12 protein-coding genes are annotated in these 21176 nt (G+C 40.2%); 11 read left to right on the top strand and 1 reads right to left on the bottom strand.

The genetic code is table 11. The annotated features are described in order from the left end of the window. Position 1 precedes the first annotated feature (1 nt). The 4 genes from B7720_RS00300 (at position 2) to gggC (ending at position 3849) form a co-directional block, all read left to right on the top strand. Positions 2-892: a helix-turn-helix domain-containing protein gene (locus B7720_RS00300; RefSeq protein ID WP_061420652.1), complete on the top strand. Its 891-nt coding sequence runs from the start codon at positions 2-4 to the stop codon at positions 890-892. Positions 893-943: 51 nt separating this feature from the next. Then, positions 944-1048, top strand: coding sequence for a streptosactin (gene gggA, locus B7720_RS09930; RefSeq protein ID WP_000369345.1), 105 nt, complete (start codon positions 944-946; stop codon positions 1046-1048). Between the two features lie 67 nt (positions 1049-1115). Beyond that, the gene (gene gggB / locus B7720_RS00295) at positions 1116-2312 is read left to right on the top strand and encodes a streptosactin maturase GggB (RefSeq protein ID WP_081102494.1); all 1197 of its coding nucleotides are present in this window, start codon (positions 1116-1118) and stop codon (positions 2310-2312) included. Beyond that, positions 2305-3849, top strand: a complete 1545-nt coding sequence (gene gggC / locus B7720_RS00290) for a streptosactin export ABC transporter GggC (RefSeq protein WP_000913380.1) — start codon at positions 2305-2307, stop codon at positions 3847-3849. The genes gggB and gggC overlap by 8 nt, the downstream gene beginning before the upstream one ends. A gap of 422 nt (positions 3850-4271) precedes the next feature. Here gggC and B7720_RS00285 read toward each other — a convergent pair whose 3' ends face one another. Then, a complete protein-coding gene (locus B7720_RS00285) occupies positions 4272-4442 on the bottom strand; it encodes a DUF3042 family protein (protein WP_001051782.1) in 171 nt (56 codons plus the stop codon). 120 nt (positions 4443-4562) lie between these two features. Between B7720_RS00285 and miaA the strand changes: the two genes are divergently transcribed. From miaA to B7720_RS00250, 7 genes are all read left to right on the top strand, one after another. Continuing rightward, the gene (gene miaA, locus B7720_RS00280; protein WP_084855937.1) at positions 4563-5447 is read left to right on the top strand and encodes a tRNA (adenosine(37)-N6)-dimethylallyltransferase MiaA; all 885 of its coding nucleotides are present in this window, start codon (positions 4563-4565) and stop codon (positions 5445-5447) included. Beyond that, positions 5440-6678: a GTPase HflX gene (gene hflX, locus B7720_RS00275; RefSeq protein WP_084855935.1), complete on the top strand. Its 1239-nt coding sequence runs from the start codon at positions 5440-5442 to the stop codon at positions 6676-6678. Before miaA ends, hflX begins: the two co-directional genes overlap by 8 nt. Beyond that, positions 6671-7294, top strand: a complete 624-nt coding sequence (locus tag B7720_RS00270) for a cystathionine beta-lyase (RefSeq protein WP_084855933.1) — start codon at positions 6671-6673, stop codon at positions 7292-7294. The genes hflX and B7720_RS00270 overlap by 8 nt, the downstream gene beginning before the upstream one ends. Positions 7295-7308: 14 nt before the next feature. Further along, positions 7309-8238, top strand: coding sequence for a ribonuclease Z (gene rnz / locus B7720_RS00265; RefSeq protein ID WP_084855931.1), 930 nt, complete (start codon positions 7309-7311; stop codon positions 8236-8238). A 20-nt stretch (positions 8239-8258) separates the two neighbouring features. Next, the gene (locus B7720_RS00260) at positions 8259-9014 is read left to right on the top strand and encodes an SDR family NAD(P)-dependent oxidoreductase (RefSeq protein ID WP_084855929.1); all 756 of its coding nucleotides are present in this window, start codon (positions 8259-8261) and stop codon (positions 9012-9014) included. A gap of 251 nt (positions 9015-9265) precedes the next feature. Next, positions 9266-16504, top strand: a complete 7239-nt coding sequence (bgaA, locus tag B7720_RS00255) for an LPXTG-anchored adhesin/beta-galactosidase BgaA (protein ID WP_084855926.1) — start codon at positions 9266-9268, stop codon at positions 16502-16504. A gap of 464 nt (positions 16505-16968) precedes the next feature. Then, positions 16969-21176: SpaA isopeptide-forming pilin-related protein (locus B7720_RS00250; RefSeq protein WP_084855924.1), on the top strand; the 4208-nt coding region annotated here is incomplete at its 3' end.

Genomic DNA, 21176 nt, shown 5'->3' with positions numbered 1-21176 from the left:
AATGAAAAATTTTGGAGAAATTTTTAAAAAGTTTAGAGAATCAAGAGGATTGCGGTTAAAGGATCTCACGAAGGCTGGTATATCAACATCTCAGCTTTCACGTTTCGAAAAAGGAGAAACGGATTTAACCATTTCAAAGTTTATACATATTCTAAATGAAATTAACATGCCAATTGATGAATTTATGTATGCCGTTCATGATTTTCATCGTGATGAACTAAATGAACTATTAGCTCAGGTTAGGAAATGTGTAACGACTCGCGACATTGAAGGGATGAAGAGATTGTTGATATCTCAAATGGAAAATGAAGGAAAACGAGAGAAATTTCATCATATAAATACCATTTTAGTTAAAATTCGCCTTCAGGATTTATCGGGAGAAAAATACTATAATGAAACAGATTTGGATGATTTAACCGATTATCTATTTGGTGTTGAATATTGGGGATATTATGAATTGTTGATTTTCATGAATACTTTGGATGTTCTAAAACATGATGTTTTTATGGTTTTAGCAAGAGAAATGTCTAGACGATCAGATTTTTATAAAGAAATTCCTATTAATCGACGCCTGATTTCAACCATGTTGCTTAATGCTTATATTACCTGTATTGAAAAGAAAAAGTTTATGGATGCTTTGTATTTTGAAAAACAATTGAAACAATGCTTTTTTATCGAGACAGAAATTTATGAAAGACTCATTTTTCTCTATGCTCAAAACCTTTATCGCTATCAAAAAAACGGAAATAAGATTGCAATTATTGAAATGAAAAAATGTATTGGAGCAATAAAATTAGCAGGCAGTAACCACTTAGCAAAGATTTATGAAGGACATTTAAAAAAAGTTTTAGGGGAGGACAGTCGTCAAGCAGATATGGGAAAGAAATTGTGACTGAACTATTGAATGATATAATCATATCATCAAATAAAGGAGGACAATAAAATGGATAATCTCAAAATTATCGATTTGGAAGAATTACTAGCCAATAAATCAGCCTATGTTATTCATGATTGCGGCCCTAGTCATTCTTGTGGTGGAGGTCGGTAACGACTATCTTATTTTTATTGTGAGAGGGATTTTTATTCCCTCTCTATGTTATATAGGGGGAATAATTATGTTAAAAGCATTTATTACAGAATCTGATACTCTTTATTTTAATTCTGAAACCTTTACTTTATCAACTTCAATAGATGATTTGAATAATAATATCAAAAAAGAAAACGATTATAGTATTTTAAAAAAAGTAGTAATCAATATTTCAAATAACTGTAATCTTTCATGTACATACTGCTATGCTGATGGTGGTAATTACGGAATGATGAATCAACTGATGAATATTGATACAGCAGATAAAATTATTGATCAGCTAGTCTCTCGCAGAATTCAATGTATAAAGAGATTAATCCTTTTTGGAGGCGAGCCGTTTTTAAATATTGATTTGTTTGTTTATATTATTGAAAAGCTATCTAAAAATATTGAGATTCAAAAAATTGAAACTGTGACAAATGGTACCATCCTAAATAAGAAAGTTGAAATGATGATTAACAATTATCATCCTTTTTTAACAGTTAGCCTTGATGGCCCACAATTGATTCACGATAAGTTAAGAGGCAAGGGAAGTCATAGACGAACATTGAATTTTATTCAGTATTTAAAAGAAATAGATTACGAAAATTTTGAAGTCGCTTCTACTTACACGCGGATGCATCAAATACTTGGATTTCAAAAAGGGGATATCTATAGATATTTTACTGATATGGGTGTTAGATTTAATATCAATAATGTATTTAGCAAAAATAAAATTCTAATAGTTAAAGAAATGGAAATGACTGAAGAAAATAGAAAAACATTTATCGATCAGTCATTCGAAGATATTATCAATAATAATGTTAAAAACTACATTAGCCCGATTGTTTATGATGTGCTACTTTCAATGATTTTTAAAAGTAAGATAGAATCGTTTTGTGATGATATTGATCCAGAAACAACAATAACATTTGATGTTGATGGATCAACTAAATCTTGCTTTAGATTTTGGGGGACCCATAGCAGTGATAAAGTTACACAATTCAATAATAAGGATAACTTTTCTAAGTGTAAAGATTGTTGGTGTAGAGGAATGTGCATGGAATGTGTCGCAAATATGATTGATGGCTATTCATCAATTATTTCTGAAGAAGGAAAATTTATTGAGTGTAAAAAACAAGATTTAATGGAATACTGTATTTATAAAATTATTGAATTGAGTAAGGATAAAGAGCGTTTAACAAAATTAGTTAACAATTTTGAAAGGTTCATTAGATATGCTTAAAAAGTTCATCACAAAAAAACATTTGGTGCTCTATTTTATTTTCATTGCTATTACGTGGTTAGAGGCTATCATCACACCAACCTTGGTATCGATGATTATAGCCAGTTTTGAGAAGAAGATTCTGGATGATTTATGGATAGCCCTTACTGTAGGTATAATTGGTAATTTATTTATTCTTATTGGATTGGCTGGGAAAAGGTATTATTATGCCAAGTTAGTAGCAGATTTCACTTGGATCATGAAATATAAATTGTTTGAGCATTTTCTATATAATAAAAATAGTAAAAAAGAGGATATCCTATCCAATCTTGAAAACGATGTCAAACAATTAGAAACGTCTTATCTCGAACCAGCAGTCATTATTATTTCCTCAGTTGGTTTTACAATAGTTTCCATTGTATATGCATTGACAACAAATTTTTGGTTGGGCTGGATATTTATCTTTTTTTACTCTATGCCTGCACTCTGTAGTGGTATAGGTAGTAAAAAATTAGCCCTTATTTCTGAGGAAAAAGCGACGTCGAATCAGGAGTACTTGTCTCAGACAACGAATATCATTGGTGGAGAGAGTGTGATTAAAAATTACGGTGCTATGGATTTCTTCTATTCTCTTTTCAGAAGAGCCTTGTCGAAGAGAATTGATCAGGACATTCGTTATGAACAACAACGTACGATTAATAATATTCTCATTAATAGTATTGACGCATTTTGTTCGGTAGTTCCCATCATTATCGGTGGTATAATGACTTATTATAATTATTTGTCAGGAGCTAGTTTTGTTGCAATTTATCTAGTATCTCATAACATAGGCTATCAATTCAATGAATTGTCATATTTTATCAATACCTATAAATCAAGCAAGCAGCTTAGGAATCGTTATGATTTTCTACTTCAAGATGCGATTATACAAACAGATGACCTGTCTTCAACATCACTTTTTCCTATCTTAGTTGATTGCGTCAGTTTAAGTTTTGAAGATAATATACTTTTTGAAAATCTATCATTTGAAATTAAAAAAGGAGAAAAAATTGCTCTAATAGGTGCAAGTGGTTGTGGTAAGTCAACCTTACTTAACCTCATCTATGGGCAACTATCTCCAGATTTGGGGAAGGTGACTTATGCTGGTCAGATCTTAAATCAAGAGCAAGTTGCCAAATCAGCTTCTTATATTTTACAAGATTCCTATATTTTTGATGGTTTATCACTTGAGGAGAATATTACCCTTGGAGAGTCGATGGATAATATAAAGATGGACCTGATTCTTAATCGAGTAAATCTAGAATTTTTAAAGGGACATCTTCTTTATGGAAATCATCTTTCTGGTGGGGAAAAGCAACGTATAGAAATCGCTCGCAGTTTGTATCATAATAGTGATCTGATTTTGGCAGACGAGGTTAAAGCCAATCTTGATAAAGTGAATTCAAAACAAATTTCAAATATCTTATTAACCCTTCCACAAACCTTGGTTGAGGTAATCCACCATTATGATGAGGAGACACTTGCACAATACGACAAAGTAATTAATTTGTCTCAGTGACAATCAATAAAAAGAGGAAAGTATGTCTCGTTCATTTGTAAAATTATTAGTACGCGAATTGTTTGCATTTGGATGACAGTTAACATCATTGTGTATATATACGTTATTACAAAATCTGATATTGTAAATTTAATAGATTCAATATTGCCTTTTTATGAATAATATAAGTAAAGAATAGTAGCAAACATATTTAATTTACACCTCAATCATGAAATTTTCTGTCTAACTTTCGTAATATAGATTCATACTTTATTTATCAATTCGATTTCTACTTTTTAATTATAAAGTATGGGTTAAAAGTCGTCGAAATCAAAAAACACATAGTATCAGTTTTTTGAATACCTGATACTATGTGTTTTATTGTGGAAATATTTATTGGGCATTCTCCTCAAATTAAGTTTATCCCCAACTTCTTTTGTTGCTTAATGTGATACGCGACGGCGAGCTGCTTTTTTACGGTTTTCTTCGATGAAAGCTGCTTTTTGCTCTTCTGGCTCAATCACTTTCTTTTTAATTGCGTATACTGCACCTGCAACGGCAGCGACAGTTCCTGCGACACCTGTTACAAGACCTTTAGCGAATCCTTTAGCCATGAGTCTTCCTCCTTTATCTTTCCGATTAGCCAGGCTCCTTAAGTGGTAGCATTTTTCTGACTTAACTTTTTGTGATATAATAATAGTAACGAAAAAATGGAAATTTTTCAAGGAAAAAAGATGAAAACAAAAATAATTGTGATTGTTGGACCGACTGCTGTTGGGAAAACAGCCCTTGCTATTGAAGTAGCTAAGCGCTTTGGTGGAGAGGTGGTCAGCGGTGACAGTCAGCAAGTATACAGAAGGCTAGATATTGGGACGGCCAAGGCTAGCCCAGAGGAGCAAGCAGCTGTTCCTCATCATTTGATTGATGTCAGAGAGGTGACCGAGTCTTACTCGGCTTTTGATTTTGTTTCAGAAGCTAAGAAGGCTATTGAGAATATTCAAAGCCGTGGCAAGCTAGCCATTATCGCTGGTGGGACTGGGCTTTATATCCAGAGCTTGTTAGAAGGCTACCATCTAGGTGGGGAAACACCTCATGAGGAGATTGTAGCTTATCGGGCTAGTTTGGAGCCTTATTCAGATGAGGAATTAGCCCATCTTGTGGAGCAAGCAGGTCTTGAAATTCCCCAGTTTAACCGTCGTCGTGCTATGCGTGCCTTGGAGATTGCCCATTTTGGTCAGGATTTGGAAAATCAGGAAAGTCCTTATGAACCTTTGATTATCTGCTTGGATGATGAACGCAGTCAGCTTTATGAACGTATCAATCGCCGAGTAGATCTGATGTTTGAGGCTGGGCTTTTGGATGAGGCCAAGTGGCTCTTTGACCATTATCCAGATGTGCAGGCAGCTAAAGGCATTGGTTACAAGGAACTCTTTCCTTATTTCCGTGGGGAGCAGACTTTAGAGGAAGCAAGCGAGAGTCTCAAGCAGGCGACTCGTCGTTTTGCTAAGCGTCAGTTGACCTGGTTCCGTAATCGCATGCAGGTCACCTTTTATCAGATCGGAGAGTCTGGCGTGAAGGACCGCATTCTAAGTCAGATTGAGGAGTTTTTACATGATTGAAACAGAGAAAAAAGAGGAACGAGTCCTGCTAATTGGTGTTGAGCTACAAGGCATGGATAATTTTGACCTCTCCATGGAAGAGCTGGCCAGTCTGGCTAAGACTGCTGGAGCAGTCGTTGTAGATAGCTACAGGCAAAAACGTGAAAAGTATGACTCCAAGACTTTTGTCGGATCTGGTAAGTTGGAAGAAATTGCGCTCATGGTGGATGCTGAGGAAATTACTACTGTCATTGTCAACAACCGTCTGACACCACGGCAAAATGTCAATCTAGAGGAAGTTCTGGGTGTCAAGGTCATTGACCGTATGCAGTTGATTTTGGATATCTTTGCTATGCGGGCTCGAAGCCATGAAGGGAAACTCCAAGTCCACCTAGCCCAGCTCAAATATCTCTTGCCTCGCTTGGTTGGTCAGGGGATAATGCTCAGCCGTCAGGCAGGGGGAATTGGTTCCCGTGGTCCAGGTGAGAGTCAGTTGGAACTGAACCGTCGTAGTGTTCGCAATCAAATCACAGATATCGAACGCCAGCTCAAGGTGGTAGAGAAAAATCGGGCGACAGTCAGAGAAAAACGCTTGGAGTCAAGCACCTTTAAGATTGGCTTGATTGGCTACACCAATGCTGGGAAATCAACTATCATGAACAGCTTAACCAGTAAGACCCAGTACGAAGCAGACGAGCTGTTTGCGACCCTGGATGCGACGACAAAGAGTATCCATCTTGGGGGCAATCTTCAGGTTACCTTGACTGATACGGTTGGTTTTATCCAGGATTTGCCAACTGAATTGGTGTCCAGTTTCAAGTCAACTTTGGAAGAAAGCAAGCATGTGGATCTTTTGGTTCATGTCATCGATGCCAGCAATCCTTATCACGAGGAGCATGAAAAAACAGTCCTGTCCATTATGAAAGACTTGGATATGGAGGATATTCCTCGCTTGACTCTTTACAATAAAGCGGATTTGGTGGAGGATTTTACGCCTACTCAAACGCCTTATGCCCTCATTTCTGCCAAGTCTGAGGATAGCCGTGAGCAGTTGCAGGCTTTATTTTTAGAAAAAATCAAGGAGATTTTTGAAGCCTTTACTCTACGGGTGCCTTTTTCTAAGTCCTACAAGATTCATGATTTGGAAAGTGTAGCGATTCTTGAAGATCGTGACTACCAAGATGATGGAGAAGTGATTACAGGCTACATTTCCGAGAAAAACAAATGGAGGTTAGAGGAATTTTATGACTGATATTAAAACCTTGGCTCTAAAGTATGGGGGTTATACAAGTTTGGATAAGGTCTATCTGGATCAACTTCTAGCTGGCAAAACAGAGCAAGAGCAGTTGGCTCTCATCACACCTCCTCCGAGTGTAGTCAATGCCTACTTTGCTGAACTCTACCAGAAAAAGAGTCCTGAAGCTGCGACGGATTATTTTTTAGAAGTCAGTCATGAACTGAATCTCTACAATGCTGATCCAAGTTTCACCTTTGAAAATAAGCCTTTTATTCGTCTTAATTTATCTGGCAAATCTTTTGGATTTTGCTATGAGAGTGAAGGACTGGGAAGGATATTCTCAGAAACTGAGGAAGCAATCACAGCTGACTTGCTCTTTGAAATTGCTCAGATTTTCCCTCATCAGTTGGTCTTTGAAGAGTCTGGAAAGATTTACTTGAAGTCTGTCGGGGACGAGGAAGTTGTTAGCGTAAAAAGTCTCACAGCTTTGACTGATTTGGAAAGTTTAGCTGATGGTCGCAAACGTCTCAAAGGCTATAGCCAAGAGGATTTACTGCAAGAAGCTAGAGCTTTTTCTGGCAAGTGCTATTTCCGATCGGAAAACCGTACTGCTATGTTATATATTGATTAATTAGGAAGTATCGAATGGATATTCAATTTTTAGGAACAGGGGCTGGTCAGCCCTCCAAAGCCCGCAACGTTTCAAGTCTTGCCTTGAAACTCTTGGATGAGATTAACGAGGTTTGGCTCTTTGACTGTGGAGAAGGAACGCAAAATCGCATTCTGGAAACTACAATCCGACCACGTAAGGTTAGCAAAATCTTTATCACTCACTTGCATGGAGACCATATCTTTGGATTGCCAGGATTTCTTTCTAGCCGTGCCTTTCAGGCCAATGAAGAGCAGACAGATTTGGACATCTATGGACCTCAAGGGATTAAGTCCTTTGTCTTAACCAGTCTTCGTGTGTCAGGTTCACGCCTGCCCTATAAGATTCATTTCCATGAATTTGACCAAGATTCTCTAGGGAGAATCTTTGAGACCGATAAATTTACTGTGTATGCAGAGGAGTTGGACCACACTATTTTCTGTGTTGGTTATCGTGTCATGCAAAAGGACTTAGAAGGAACCTTAGATGCTGAAAAACTCAAGGCTGCTGGCGTTCCGTTCGGACCGCTCTTTGGAAAAATTAAAAACGGTCAGGATGTTGTCTTAGAAGACGGCACTGAAATCAAGGCAGCAGACTATATCTCAGCGCCCCGTCCTGGTAAGATTATCACCATACTTGGTGACACTAGAAAGACCAATGCCAGTGTGCGTCTAGCTGTCAATGCAGATGTTCTTGTCCATGAGTCGACTTATGGTAAGGGTGATGAGAAGATTGCCCGCAACCACGGTCACTCAACTAATATGCAGGCAGCACAAGTAGCAGCAGAAGCCGGTGCTAAACGCCTCTTGCTCAATCATATCAGTGCTCGTTTCCTCTCAAAAGATATCAGTCAGCTCAAGAAAGATGCGGCAACTGTTTTTGAAAATGTCCATGTGGTTAAAGACTTGGAAGAAGTGAAAATCTAAAAGATTGAAAAAGGATAAGTATGCGAACAATTCTCATTACAGGTGCTAGTGGTGGCTTAGCCCAAGAAATGGTCAAACTCTTGCCAAATGACCAACTCATCTTACTAGGTAGAAACAAGGAAAAACTAGCACAACTATATGGAAATAATCCTAATGTGGAATGGATTGAAATCGACATTACTGATGACTCAGCCCTAGAAGCTCTGGTAGCTGACCTCTATCTCCGTTATGGCAAGATTGATGTTTTGATTAACAATGCTGGTTATGGAATTTTTGAAGATTTCGACCAGATCTCTGATCAAGACATTCACCAGATGTTTGAGGTCAATACCTTTGCCCTGATGAACCTTTCTCGTCGCCTTGCGGCGCGAATGAAGGAGAACCGAAAAGGGCATATCATCAATATCGTCAGCATGGCAGGTTTGATAGCGACTAGCAAGTCTAGTCTTTACTCAGCGACAAAGTTTGCGGCTATTGGATTTTCAAATGCGCTGCGCCTCGAACTCATGCCCTATGGTGTCTATCTAACGACGGTTAATCCAGGACCGATTCGTACTGCCTTTTTTGATCAGGCTGACCCAGATGGGAGCTACCTCAAGTCGGTTGACCGCTTTCTCTTAGAACCAGATGTAGTCGCTAGAAAGATTGTCAAAATCATAGGAAAAAACAAACGGGAACTCAATCTCCCAGTTTTGTTGAACCTAGCCCATAAGTTTTATACCCTCTTTCCCAAGCTAGCTGATAAGTTGGCTGGGGGGATCTTTAATTATAAGTAAAAGGAGTTCCTTACAAAAGGAACTTTTTTTATACTATTTAACTGAGTGTCAAAAATTTGTTTGTTTTTGTTCTAAATCTACATTCACTTTTTTTGAGTCTTCTACAAATTTTAGAAAAAACAATCAAAAATATGATTTTTTGTGTTTAGGGTATTGAAATTTCCTATATTATTTTATAAAATAAGGGTAAAAGGCTATGAAAAAGTAATACGCTTACAAATAAATGGAAGCGGTTACCAAAGGAGGATTTTATGGAAAAAGGCCATTGGAATCGTAAAAGAGTCTACAGCATTCGTAAGTTTGCCGTAGGCGCTTGCTCTGTCATGATTGGAACCTGTGCGGTTCTATTTGGAGGAAGTGTCATTGGAGAATCACCAGTTTTCGCGGATGAAACTCCAATTACTCACACTGTTGAACAAGCAAAAGAGGAAAGTCCGGCAGTGGAGGAAAAAGAAAATCAAGCTGTAACAGAGCACAAGGATGCTGCAAGTGTCGACCAAAGTCAAGCTGCTCCAATTGAAGCAAGCAAACCAGAGGTGAAAGAAGAGGAACCTGTAGCTCCAAAAGAGGAGAAAGCATCTCTAAAACCTGAAGAAACAGCTCCAAAGGTAGAATCTCAAGCTTCAAGTCAAGAAAAGCCTGTCAAGGAAGAGTTGAAAGCTGCGACAAATGAAGAAGTGAATCAAATGATTGAAGATAGAAAAGTGAATTTTAATCAAAATTGGCACTTTAAACTCAATGCGAACCCTAAAGAAGCTGTGAAATCAGATGCCGACGTATCAACATGGCAAAAATTAGATCTTCCACATGACTGGAGTATCTTTAATGATTTTGACCATCAGTCACCTGCTCAAAACGAGGGTGGACAGCTCAATGGTGGTGAAGCTTGGTATCGCAAGACCTTTAAACTTGATGAAAAAGATCTCAAGAAAAATGTTCGAGTGACCTTTGATGGTGTCTACATGGACTCTCAAGTCTATGTCAATGGCCAGTTAGTGGGACATTATCCAAATGGTTATAACCAGTTCTCATACGATATTACTAAATACCTTCACAAAGATGGCCGTGAGAATGTGATTGCTGTCCATGCTGTCAACAAACAACCAAGTAGCCGTTGGTATTCAGGTAGCGGTATCTACCGTGATGTGACCTTGCAAATGACAGATAAAGTTCATGTTGAGAAGAATGGGACAACCATCTTAACACCAAAGCTAGAACAACAGCAACATGGTAAGGTTGAAACTCATGTAGCCAGCAAAATCGTCAATACAGATGATAAAGACCATGAACTGGTGGCAGAGTATCAAATCGTTGAACGTGGTGGTCAGGCTGTAACAGGTTTGGTTCGTACAGCGAGCCGTACCTTGAAAGCACATGAATCAACAAGCCTAGATGCGATCTTAGAAGTTGAACAACCAAAACTCTGGACTGTTTTAAATGACAAACCTGCCTTGTACGAATTGATTACACGTGTTTACCGTGATGGTCAATTGGTGGATGCTAAGAAAGATTTGTTTGGTTACCGTTACTATCATTGGACTCCAAATGAAGGTTTCTCTTTGAATGGTGAACGCATTAAATTCCATGGTGTTTCCTTGCACCATGACCACGGAGCGCTTGGAGCAGAAGAAAACTATAAGGCAGAATACCGTCGTCTCAAACAAATGAAGGAGATGGGCGTTAACGCCATCCGTACAACTCATAACCCTGCAAGTCCACAGACCTTGCAAATCGCAGCAGAACTTGGTTTGCTGGTTCAGGAAGAGGCCTTTGATACTTGGTATGGTGGTAAGAAACCTTATGACTACGGACGTTTCTTTGAAAAAGACGCTACTCACCCAGAAGCTAGAAAAGGTGAAAAATGGTCTGACTATGATCTTCGTACCATGGTCGAAAGAGATAAAAACAACCCAGCTGTCTTCATGTGGTCTATCGGAAACGAAATCGGTGAAGCCAATGGTAATGCTCACTCTCTTGCAACGGTTAAACGCTTAGTAAAAGTGATTAAAGATGTTGATACTACACGTTATGTTACTATGGGAGCAGATAAGTTCCGCTTTGGTGATGGTAGTGGTGATCATGAGAAGATTGCTAATGAACTGGATGCGGTTGGTTTCAACTACTCAGAAGACAACTACAAGAAACTTCGTGCGAAACATCCAAACTGGTTGATTTATGGTTCAGAAACATCTTCAGCAACCCGTACACGCGGTAGCTATTATCGTCCTGAACAAGAATTGGTACATAGCAACCAAGCTTATCGTAACTATGAACAGTCAGATTATGGAAATGATCGTGTTGGTTGGGGTAAAACGGCAACCGCTTCATGGACCTTTGACCGTGACAACGCTGGCTATGCTGGACAGTTTATCTGGACAGGTACGGACTATATCGGTGAACCTACACCATGGCACAACCAAAACCAAACTCCCGTTAAGAGCTCTTATTTTGGTATCGTAGATACAGCCGGTATTCCAAAAAATGACTTTTATCTCTACCAAAGCCAATGGGTTTCTGTCAAGAAGAAACCAATGGTTCACCTTCTTCCTCACTGGAACTGGGAGAATAGAGACTTGGCCTCTAAAGTAGAAGATGCACAAGGAAAGATTCCAGTTCGCGCTTACTCTAATGCTGCAAGTGTAGAATTGTTCTTAAATGGTCAATCTCTTGGAGTTAAGAAGTTCAACAAGAAACAAACCAGTGATGGCCGCACTTACCAAGAAGGTGCCAATGCTAAGGAACTCTATCTTGAATGGAAGGTTGCGTACCAACCAGGTACTTTAGAAGCTGTAGCTCGCGATGAAGCTGGAAAAGAAATTGCACGTGATAAGATCACGACGGCAGGCCAACCAGCAGGTGTTCGCCTCGTCAAGGAAGAACACGCAATCGCAGCAGATGGAAAAGACTTGACCTACATCTACTACGAAATCGTAGATAGTGAAGGAAATGTGGTACCAACTGCCAATAATTTGGTTCGTTTCCAATTGCATGGACAAGGTCAACTGGTCGGTGTTGATAATGGGGAACAAGCCAGCCGTGAACGCTACAAGGCACAACCTGATGGTTCTTGGATCCGCAGAGCCTTTAACGGTAAAGGGGTTGCCATTGTTAAATCAACTGAGCAAGCAGGTAAATTCACTCTAACAGCCCATTCAGATCTCTTGAAATCTGGTCAAGTAACGGTCTTTACTGGTAAAAAAGAAGACCAAGAAAAGACCGTTCTCGGAACAGAAGTACCAAAAGTACGTACTGTTATTGAGAAAGAGCCAAAAATGCCGAAGACAGTCGGTTTTATCTACAGTGATGGCAGTCGTGAAAAACGTCCAGTAACTTGGTCTTCAGTTGATGTGAGCCAAGCAGGAGTTGTGACTGTTAAAGGTATGGCAGACGGACGCGAAGTTGAGGCCCGTGTCGAAATTCTAGCAATCGCAAATGAGCTTCCAACTGTTAAGCGTGTTGCTCCAGGAACAGACTTGAGCGCTGTTGACAAATACGTTTCTATTGCTGTTACGGATGGAAGCGTACAAGAATACGAAGTTGATAAGTGGGAGATTTCGGAAGCAGATAAAGCTAAACTGTCAGTTGCAGGATCACGTATTCAAATGACTGGTCAACTGGGTGGTGAGACTATTCACGCTACCCTTGTGGTAGAAGAAGGTAATCCTGTGGCACCTGCAGTACCAACTGTAACGGTTGGTGGCGAATCTGTCACTGGTCTTACTACTCAAAATCCAATGCAATATCGAACTCTTGCTTACGGTGCATCCTTGCCAGAAGTTGTAGCAAGTGCTGAAAATGCGGATGTTACTGTAGTCCAAGCAAGTGCAGCAAACGGCATGCGTGCAAGCATCTATGTTCAACCAAAAGATGGTGGACCTCTTCAAACATATGCAATTCAATTCCTTGAAGAAGCACCAAAAATTGACCACTTGAGCTTACAAGTAGAGCAAGCTGACGGTCTTAAAGAAGACCAAACAGTGAAATTGTCTGTCCTTGCACACTATCAAGACGGAACACAAGCAGTTCTACCAGCAGATAAGGTGACCTTCTCTACAAGTGGTGAAGGGGAAGTCGCAGTTCGTAAAGGAATGCTTGAGTTGCATAAGCCAGGAACAGTCACTCTCAAAGCAGAATATGAGGGAGCTAAAGGCCAAGTTGAACTCACTATCCAAGCCAATACTGAGACGAAGGTTGCGCAATCTATCCGTCCAGTAAATGTAGTGACAGACTTGCATCAAGAACCTACTCTTCCAACAACAGTAACGGTTGAGTATGACAAAGGTTTCCCTAAAACTCATAAAGTCACTTGGCAATCTATTCCGAAAGAAAAACTTGACTCCTATCAAACATTTGAAGTACTAGGTAAAGTTGAAGGAATTGACCTTGAAGCGCGTGCTAAAGTATCTGTAGAAGGCATCGTTTCAGTTGAAGAAGTCAGTGTGACAACTCCAATCGCAGAAGCACCACAATTACCAGAAAGCGTTCGTACCTACGATTCAAATGGCCACGTTTCATCAGCTAAGGTTACTTGGGATGCGATTCGTACAGAGCAATACGCCAAGGAAGGTGTCTTTACAGTTAATGGTCGCCTAGAAGGTACGCAATTAACAACTAAACTTCATGTTCGCGTATCTGCTCAAACTGAGAAGGGAGCAAATATTTCTGACCAATGGACCGGTTCAGAATTGCCACTGGCCTTTGCTTCAGACTCAAATCCAACTGATCCTGTTTCAAACGTCAACGATAAATTGATTTCCTTTAATGATCGCCCAGCTAACCGTTGGACAAACTGGAACCGTACTAATCCAGAAGCTTCAGTTGGTGTCCTATTCGGAGATTCAGGTATTTTGAGCAAACGTTCAGTTGATAATCTAAGTGTCGGATTCCACGAAGACCACGGAGTTGGTGTACCGAAGTCTTATGTGATTGAATATTATGTCGGTAAGACCGTTCCAACAGCCCCTAAAAACCCTAGCTTTGTAGGTGAGGAAAACCATGCCTTTAATGATCCTGCAAACTGGAAAGAGGTAAGCAATCTCAAAGCACCAGCTCAATTAAAAGCTGGAGAAATGAATCATTTCAGCTTTGATAAAGTTGAGACCTATGCGGTTCGCATTCGTATGGTTCGACTTGATAGCAAGAAAGGAACGTCTATCACAGAAGTACAAATTTTTGCGAAACAAGTTGCGGCAGCTAAACAAGGACAAACAAGAATCCAAGTTGACGGTAAAGACTTAGCAAACTTTAACCCAGATTTGACAGACTACTACCTTGAGTCTGTAGATGGAAAAGTTCCTGCAGTAACAGCAAGTGTTAGCAACAATGGTCTCGCTACCGTCGTTCCAAGCGTTCGTGAAGGTGAGCCAGTTCGTGTTATCGCGAAAGCTGAAAATGGTGATATCCTAGGAGAATACCGTCTACACTTTACAAGCAATAAAGACTTGCTCTCTCGTAAACCAGTTGCCGCGGTCAAACAAGCTCGCTTGCTACAAGTAGGACAACCACTTGAATTGCCAACTAAGGTTCCTGTTTACTTCACAGGTAAAGATGGTTACGAAACAAAAGACTTGGCAGTTGAATGGGAAGAAGTTCCAGCAGAAAATCTGACAAAAGCAGGTCAATTTACCGTTCGAGGCCATGTCCTAGGTAGTGATCTTGTTGCTGAGTTCACTGTACGAGTGACAGACAAACTTGGTGAAGCTCTATCAAATAACCCAGAGTATGATGAAAATAGTAACCGCGCCTTTGCTTCAGCCACTAACGACATTGATAGAAACTCCCATGACCGTGTGGACTATCTCAATGACGGAAATCATTCAGAAAATCGTCGTTGGACAAACTGGTCTCCAACACCATCTTCTAATCCAGAAGTATCAGCAGGTGTAATCTTCCGTGAAAATGGTAAGATTGTCGAACGGACTGTTGCTCAAGCCAAACTTCACTTCTTTGCAGATAGTGGTACGGATGCACCATCTAAACTCGTTTTAGAACGCTATGTCGGTCCAGAGTTTGAAGTGCCTACCTACTATTCAAACTACCAAGCCTACGATGCAGCCCATCCATTTAACAATCCAGAAAACTGGGAAGCTGTGCCTTATCGTGCGGACAAAGACATTGCAGCTGGTGATGAAATCAACGTAACATTTAAAGCTGTCAAAGCCAAAGCCATGAGATGGCGTATGGATCGTAAAGCTGACAAGAGCGGTGTTGCGATGATTGAGATGACCTTCCTTGCACCGAGTGAATTGCCTCAAGAAAGTACCCAATCAAAAATTCTTGTAGATGGAAAAGAGCTTTCTGGCTTCGCTGAAGATCGTCAAGACTACCAAATCACCTATAAAGGTCAACGTCCAAAAGTCTCAGTCGAAGAAAGCAATCAAGTAGCTTCAACAGTTGTAGATAGCGGAGACGATAGCCTTCCAGTACTTGTTCGTCTTGTTTCAGAAAGTGGAAAACAAGTCAAGGAATACCGTATCCAGTTGACCAAGGAAAAACCAGTTTCTGAGAAGACAGTTGCTGCTGTACAAGAAGAACTTCCAAAACTCGAATTTGTTGAAAAAGATTTGGCCTACAAGACAGTTGAGAAAAAGGATTCAACGCTGTATCTAGGAGAAACTCGTGTAGAACAAGAAGGAAAAGTTGGTAAAGAACGTATCTTTACAGCGATTAATCCTGATGGAAGTAAGGAAGAAAAACTTCGCGAAGTGGTAGAGGCACCGACAGACCGCATCGTCTTGGTTGGAACCAAACCAGGAACCTCCCTTCCAGAAGATGAAGTGAAAAACCTTGTCCTTAACAGACCAGAACTTGTAATCGAAGAAGAAACCATCGACTTCAAGGTTCAGGAACAAAAGAATGATCAGCTTCCAGTGGGTCAAACTCGTGTTCTCCAAGAAGGTCAAAAAGGTATCCGTGTTCACTTGATCGAAGTGGAAAATGGAAAACGTCATCTTAAAGAAACTTACGATAAAGTCGCTGCTCAAGATCGTATAGTAGAAGTTGGAACAAAACCAGGAACTTCTCTTCCAGAAGATGAAGTGAAAAACCTAGTCCTTAACAGACCAGAACTTGTAATCGAAGAAGAAACAATTGATTTCAAGGTTCAGGAACAAAGGAATGATCAGCTTCCAGTAGGTCAAACTCGTGTTCTCCAAGAAGGTCAAAAAGGTATCCGTGTTCACTTGATCGAGGTTGAAAATGGCAAGCGAACTGAAAAAGAAAGCTATGATAAAGTCATGGCTCAAGATCGCATTGTAGAAGTTGGTACGGCTAGTGAAACAACTAAACCAGTACCTCAAGAATCTACAAAACCACGAGTATCAGAAAAAGCAGATACAAAAGAAATCTCCTCAAGTGAAGCTAGTCAAGCTCAAGAAGAACAGTTACCAAATACAGGAAGTGCAGCAAGTCAAGCAGCTCTAGCAGCAGGTTTAGCTCTTCTTGGTTTGAGTGCAGGTCTAGTGGCCACTAAAGGTAAAAAAGAAGACTAGAATGAATAAGTATTTCTTCTAAATGTATCTCAGAAAGACCAGGGAATCCTGGTCTTTTTAATGGGTAGAAGTATTCTCTAAAGAGCAATTTAACGTTTGTGAAATCAGATAACCAAAATGATAAAAACACTATCTGGTATCCAAAACGAGGTGAACTTATTTTTTAAAAAATGGCGGTAAAATATACCAGATTTTGTTTCGATGATAGGAGAAGAAAAGACACAAAGCGGTTAATATACGGATGTGAAAAAGTCGATTTCAAACGATAAGAAAAAATTGGATTTTTTTTATAAAAATTTGCTTGATAGTTCTAGCCTTTTTCTTCATAGTATGATAAAATGTGGATGTAATGTGGCTAATAATTTTCGCTTGAAAAAGGAGAATGGTGATTAGTTGGGGACAATCATTTAGTTTACTATTACATTGTACATTTACAACTGAATATTATAAGAAAGGAAGATTAAATGAACAAGAAAATAAGATCTTGGATTCAGATCCTTATTCTTTGTTTGGGAGTTATTCTCCAATCATTTGCTCCTCTTACGCAAGTACGTGCGGCAGAGTATAATGATGTTATCACTAGTGTTGGTGTTGAGAACAAATCTGGTGAAGCATTAACGCAAGGATTGGATATTTGGCAAGAATTCCGTCTTACGGCTGATTTCGTGTTGCCAGATAATACGGTGCATGAAGGTGATACAACAACACTTCAATTGCCATCAGAGATTGCATTTTCAAACTCTTCAGACATTGAATTACGAGATGCTTCTAACAATCTTGTAGCTACTGGTCGTTTAGATGCAGCTAGCAAAACAATTACTCTCACTTACACAAAGTTTGTTGAGAATAATTCTGGCGTTAGGGGGAAATTCTTTGTCTATGTTCGAGTTGACCATGATGTTGTTTCAGAAGAAAAAGACATTGATGTCAATATTACTGTAGGACATAGAGTTCTATCTGCAGGGAAAATCCGTTACAACGGCCCTCCAGGGAAATACGACTCTAAAATTGAAAAGAGTTCCTTCCAATACAAGGATGACGAGAAAAATGTAATCCGTTATAACATTACTGTAAACCGCAATATGGCGAACTACAGTGATGTCACTATCAAAGATGCTTTCTCTTCTCCAAATATGACATTCCTACCAGATACTTTTCGTATTTATAAAGTAAACTGGAGCTGGAATAACGGAGACTGGAAATGGTCCGATGCTCAGGATATGACCGAAACCTTTAAAAACCAACTAGTGGTAAATGCGAATGGTGATGGTTTCACCCTTCCTTTAGGAGATACTAATGGTTTTGGTTATATGATCGAGTATCGAGCTAAAGCGAATTATGATCTAGTCGATGGTGAGGAAATCACGAACGTAGCCAACATGAGCTACAATGGTAGTGAGAATGAACAATCAACCAGCACACGTACCTACCAGATTGCAGGTGGTGTTGCGGAAGGATATGTTTTCACCATTAAAATTCATAAGGTAAACGAAGCAGGCCAACCTTTGCAAGGTGCAGTTTTTGAAGTGATTCGTGATCGTAACCAAGCTGTTGTTGGACGATTGACAACAGGTCCTGATGGTAACGCTAGTGTAGGTAAATTGTTGCGAGACAACTATACAATTCGTGAAGTAACGGCTCCTTTTGGCTATGACAAACTAACTGAAGATATTAAAATTTCTCCAGATGAGTTTGGCTCAGATAAATCTGTAGAACGTCGAATTGAAAATAAGAAGACACCTCCAAAGACACCAACTGAGAAAGAGATTACTTTCAAAAAGGTGGATCCAAATGGGAAAGAAATCCCAGGTGCCGAACTTAAAATCTACAGCGGAGATCGTGTAAGACCAGAAGCTCCACCTGTAGCAGACTGGACAACAGAAGCTAATACTTCTAAAGTGATTAAATTAGCTCCTGGTACCTATACTCTAACAGAGTCCGTTGCTCCAGATGGGTATCAGTATGTTGATGATGTTACCTTCACGGTCAATGCTGATGGTTCTATTACAATAGTCAAAAAAGGTACAACAGATACTGTCGTAACAACTGGTTCTGTTTTGTCAATCACTGACAAAGAGGATACAACTCCAAAGGCGATTACCTTCAGTAAAGTCAATCTTGGAGGAAATGAAATCGCGGGTGCACAGATTAAGATCTACAAGGGCGACAAGGCAGAAGGCACAGCTGTAGAGAGCTGGACTTCAACTGACCAACCTAAGCAACTGAATCTTGAACCAGGCATCTACACTTTCCATGAGGAAGCAGCCCCAACTGGTTACCTCAAAGTAACGGGTATCACTTTCCAAGTTAAACCTAACGGTACTGTTGAAGTGACAAAAGTAGGTGAAAAAGATTCTAAAGGTGAAGACAATCGTGTTGTAGCCCAAAATTCAACTCTGACAGTTACTGATAAAGATGACGATGTAGCTCGTAAAATCACGTTCAGTAAAATTAGTCTTGGTGGGGTTGAAATCGCAGGAGCACAAATCAAGATCTTCAAAGGCGATAAGGCAGAAGGCACAGCTGTAGAAAGCTGGACTTCAGAAGCTGGTAAGTCTAAAGAATTGAGCTTGGCCCCAGGTACTTACACCTTCCATGAGGAAGCAGCCCCAACTGGATACCTCAAAGTAACGGATATCACTTTCCAAGTTAACTATGATGGAACAGTTAAAGTGACGAATGTTGGTACTAAGGATGCTAAAGGCGAGGACAATACAGTCGTAACCGATGGTTCAACAATCAAAGTCACTGATAAAGATGATGATAGTCCACGTAAGATTACCTTCAGTAAGGTTAGCCTTGGTGGAACAGAAATCGCTGGTGCTCAAATCAAGATCTACAAGGGCGATAAGGCAGAAGGTACAGCTGTAGAAAGCTGGACTTCAGAAGCTGGTAAGTCTAAAGACTTGAACTTGTCCCCAGGTACTTACACCTTCCATGAGGAAGCCGCTCCAACTGGTTACCTCAAAGTAACGGACATCACTTTCCAAGTCAAACATGACGGCACAGTGGAAGTGACCAACGTTGGTGAGAAAGACTCTAAGGGTGAAGAAAACAAAGTCGTAACCAACGGCTCAACTGTTACAGTAACGGATAAAGACGATGATAGTCCAAAAGCCATTACTTTCAGTAAAGTTAACCTTGGTGGAACAGAAATCGCTGGTGCACAAATCAAGATCTACAAGGGCGATAAGGCAGAAGGTACAGCTGTAGAAAGCTGGACTTCAGAAGCTGGTAAGTCTAAAGATCTCAACTTGGCCCCAGGTACTTACACCTTCCATGAGGAAGCAGCTCCAACAGGCTACCTCAAAGTAACCGATATCACTTTCCAAGTCAAACATGACGGCACAGTGGAAGTGACAAATGTTGGTGAAAAAGACTCTAAAGGTGAAGAGAACAAAGTCGTAACCAACGGCTCAACAGTAACTGTAACCGATAAAGACGATGACCTTCCACGTAAGATTACCTTCAGCAAGGTTAGCCTTGGTGGAACAGAAATCGCTGGTGCACAAATCAAGATCTACAAGGGCGACAAGGCAGAAGGCACAGCTGTAGAAAGCTGGACTTCAGAAGCTGGTAAGTCTAAAGACTTGAACTTGGCACCTGGCACTTACACCTTCCATGAGGAAGCCGCTCCAACTGGTTACCTCAAAGTAACCGACATCACTTTCCAAGTCAAACATGATGGCACAGTGGAAGTGACCAACGTTGGTGAAAAAGACTCTAAGGGTGAAGAAAACAAAGTCGTTACCAACGGCTCAACTGTAACTGTAACCGACAAAGACGATGACCAACCACGTAAGATTACCTTCAGCAAGGTTAGCCTTGGTGGAACAGAAATCGCGGGCGCACAAATCAAGATCTACAAGGGCGACAAGGCAGAAGGTACAGCCGTAGAAAGCTGGACTTCAGAAGCTGGTAAGTCTAAAGACCTCAACTTGGCACCAGGTACTTACACCTTCCATGAGGAAGCCGCTCCAACCGGATACCTCAAAGTAACCGACATCACTTTCCAAGTCAAACATGATGGCACAGTGGAAGTGACAAACGTTGGTGAGAAAGACTCTAAGGGTGAAGACAACAAAGTTGCCACAAACGGTTCAACTGTAACTGTAACTGATAAAGATGATGACCTTCCACGTAAGATTACCTTCAGCAAGGTTAGCCTTGGTGGAACAGAAATCGCAGGCGCTCAAATCAAGATCTACAAGGGCGATAAGGCAGAAGGCACAGCCGTAGAAAGCTGGACATCAGAAGCTGGTAAGTCTAAAGAATTGAGCTTGGCCCCAGGTACTTACACCTTCCATGAGGAAGCCGCTCCAACTGGTTACCTCAAAGTAACGGACATCACTTTCCAAGTCAAACATGATGGCACAGTGGAAGTGACAAATGTTGGTGAGAAAGACTCTAAAGGTGAAGAAAACAAAGTCGTTACAAATGGCTCAACAGTAACTGTAACCGACAAAGACGATGACCTTCCACGTAAGATTACCTTCAGCAAGGTTAGCCTTGGTGGAACAGAAATCGCTGGTGCAGAGATTAAGATCTACAAAGGCGATAAGGCAGAAGGCACAGCCGTAGAAAGCTGGACTTCAGAAGCTGGTAAGTCTAAAGATCTCAACTTGGCCCCAGGTACTTACACCTTCCATGAGGAAGCAGCTCCAACAGGCTA

The organism is Streptococcus oralis subsp. oralis (assembly GCF_002096455.1).
GTDB classification, from domain to species: Bacteria; Bacillota; Bacilli; order Lactobacillales; family Streptococcaceae; genus Streptococcus; species Streptococcus oralis_CY.
This window is presented reverse-complemented; position numbering and strand designations above follow the sequence as displayed.

What these genes read in the sequence shown, in the direction of transcription:
- B7720_RS00300 (WP_061420652.1), top strand. Translation starts at nt 2, where the DNA reads ATGAAAAATTTTGGAGAAATTTTTAAAAAGTTTAGAGAATCAAGAGGA.
- gggA (WP_000369345.1), top strand. Translation starts at nt 944, where the DNA reads ATGGATAATCTCAAAATTATCGATTTGGAAGAATTACTAGCCAATAAA.
- gggB (WP_081102494.1), top strand. Translation starts at nt 1,116, where the DNA reads ATGTTAAAAGCATTTATTACAGAATCTGATACTCTTTATTTTAATTCT.
- gggC (WP_000913380.1), top strand. Translation starts at nt 2,305, where the DNA reads ATGCTTAAAAAGTTCATCACAAAAAAACATTTGGTGCTCTATTTTATT.
- B7720_RS00285 (WP_001051782.1), bottom strand. Translation starts at nt 4,442, where the DNA reads ATGGCTAAAGGATTCGCTAAAGGTCTTGTAACAGGTGTCGCAGGAACT.
- miaA (WP_084855937.1), top strand. Translation starts at nt 4,563, where the DNA reads ATGAAAACAAAAATAATTGTGATTGTTGGACCGACTGCTGTTGGGAAA.
- hflX (WP_084855935.1), top strand. Translation starts at nt 5,440, where the DNA reads ATGATTGAAACAGAGAAAAAAGAGGAACGAGTCCTGCTAATTGGTGTT.
- B7720_RS00270 (WP_084855933.1), top strand. Translation starts at nt 6,671, where the DNA reads ATGACTGATATTAAAACCTTGGCTCTAAAGTATGGGGGTTATACAAGT.
- rnz (WP_084855931.1), top strand. Translation starts at nt 7,309, where the DNA reads ATGGATATTCAATTTTTAGGAACAGGGGCTGGTCAGCCCTCCAAAGCC.
- B7720_RS00260 (WP_084855929.1), top strand. Translation starts at nt 8,259, where the DNA reads ATGCGAACAATTCTCATTACAGGTGCTAGTGGTGGCTTAGCCCAAGAA.
- bgaA (WP_084855926.1), top strand. Translation starts at nt 9,266, where the DNA reads ATGGAAAAAGGCCATTGGAATCGTAAAAGAGTCTACAGCATTCGTAAG.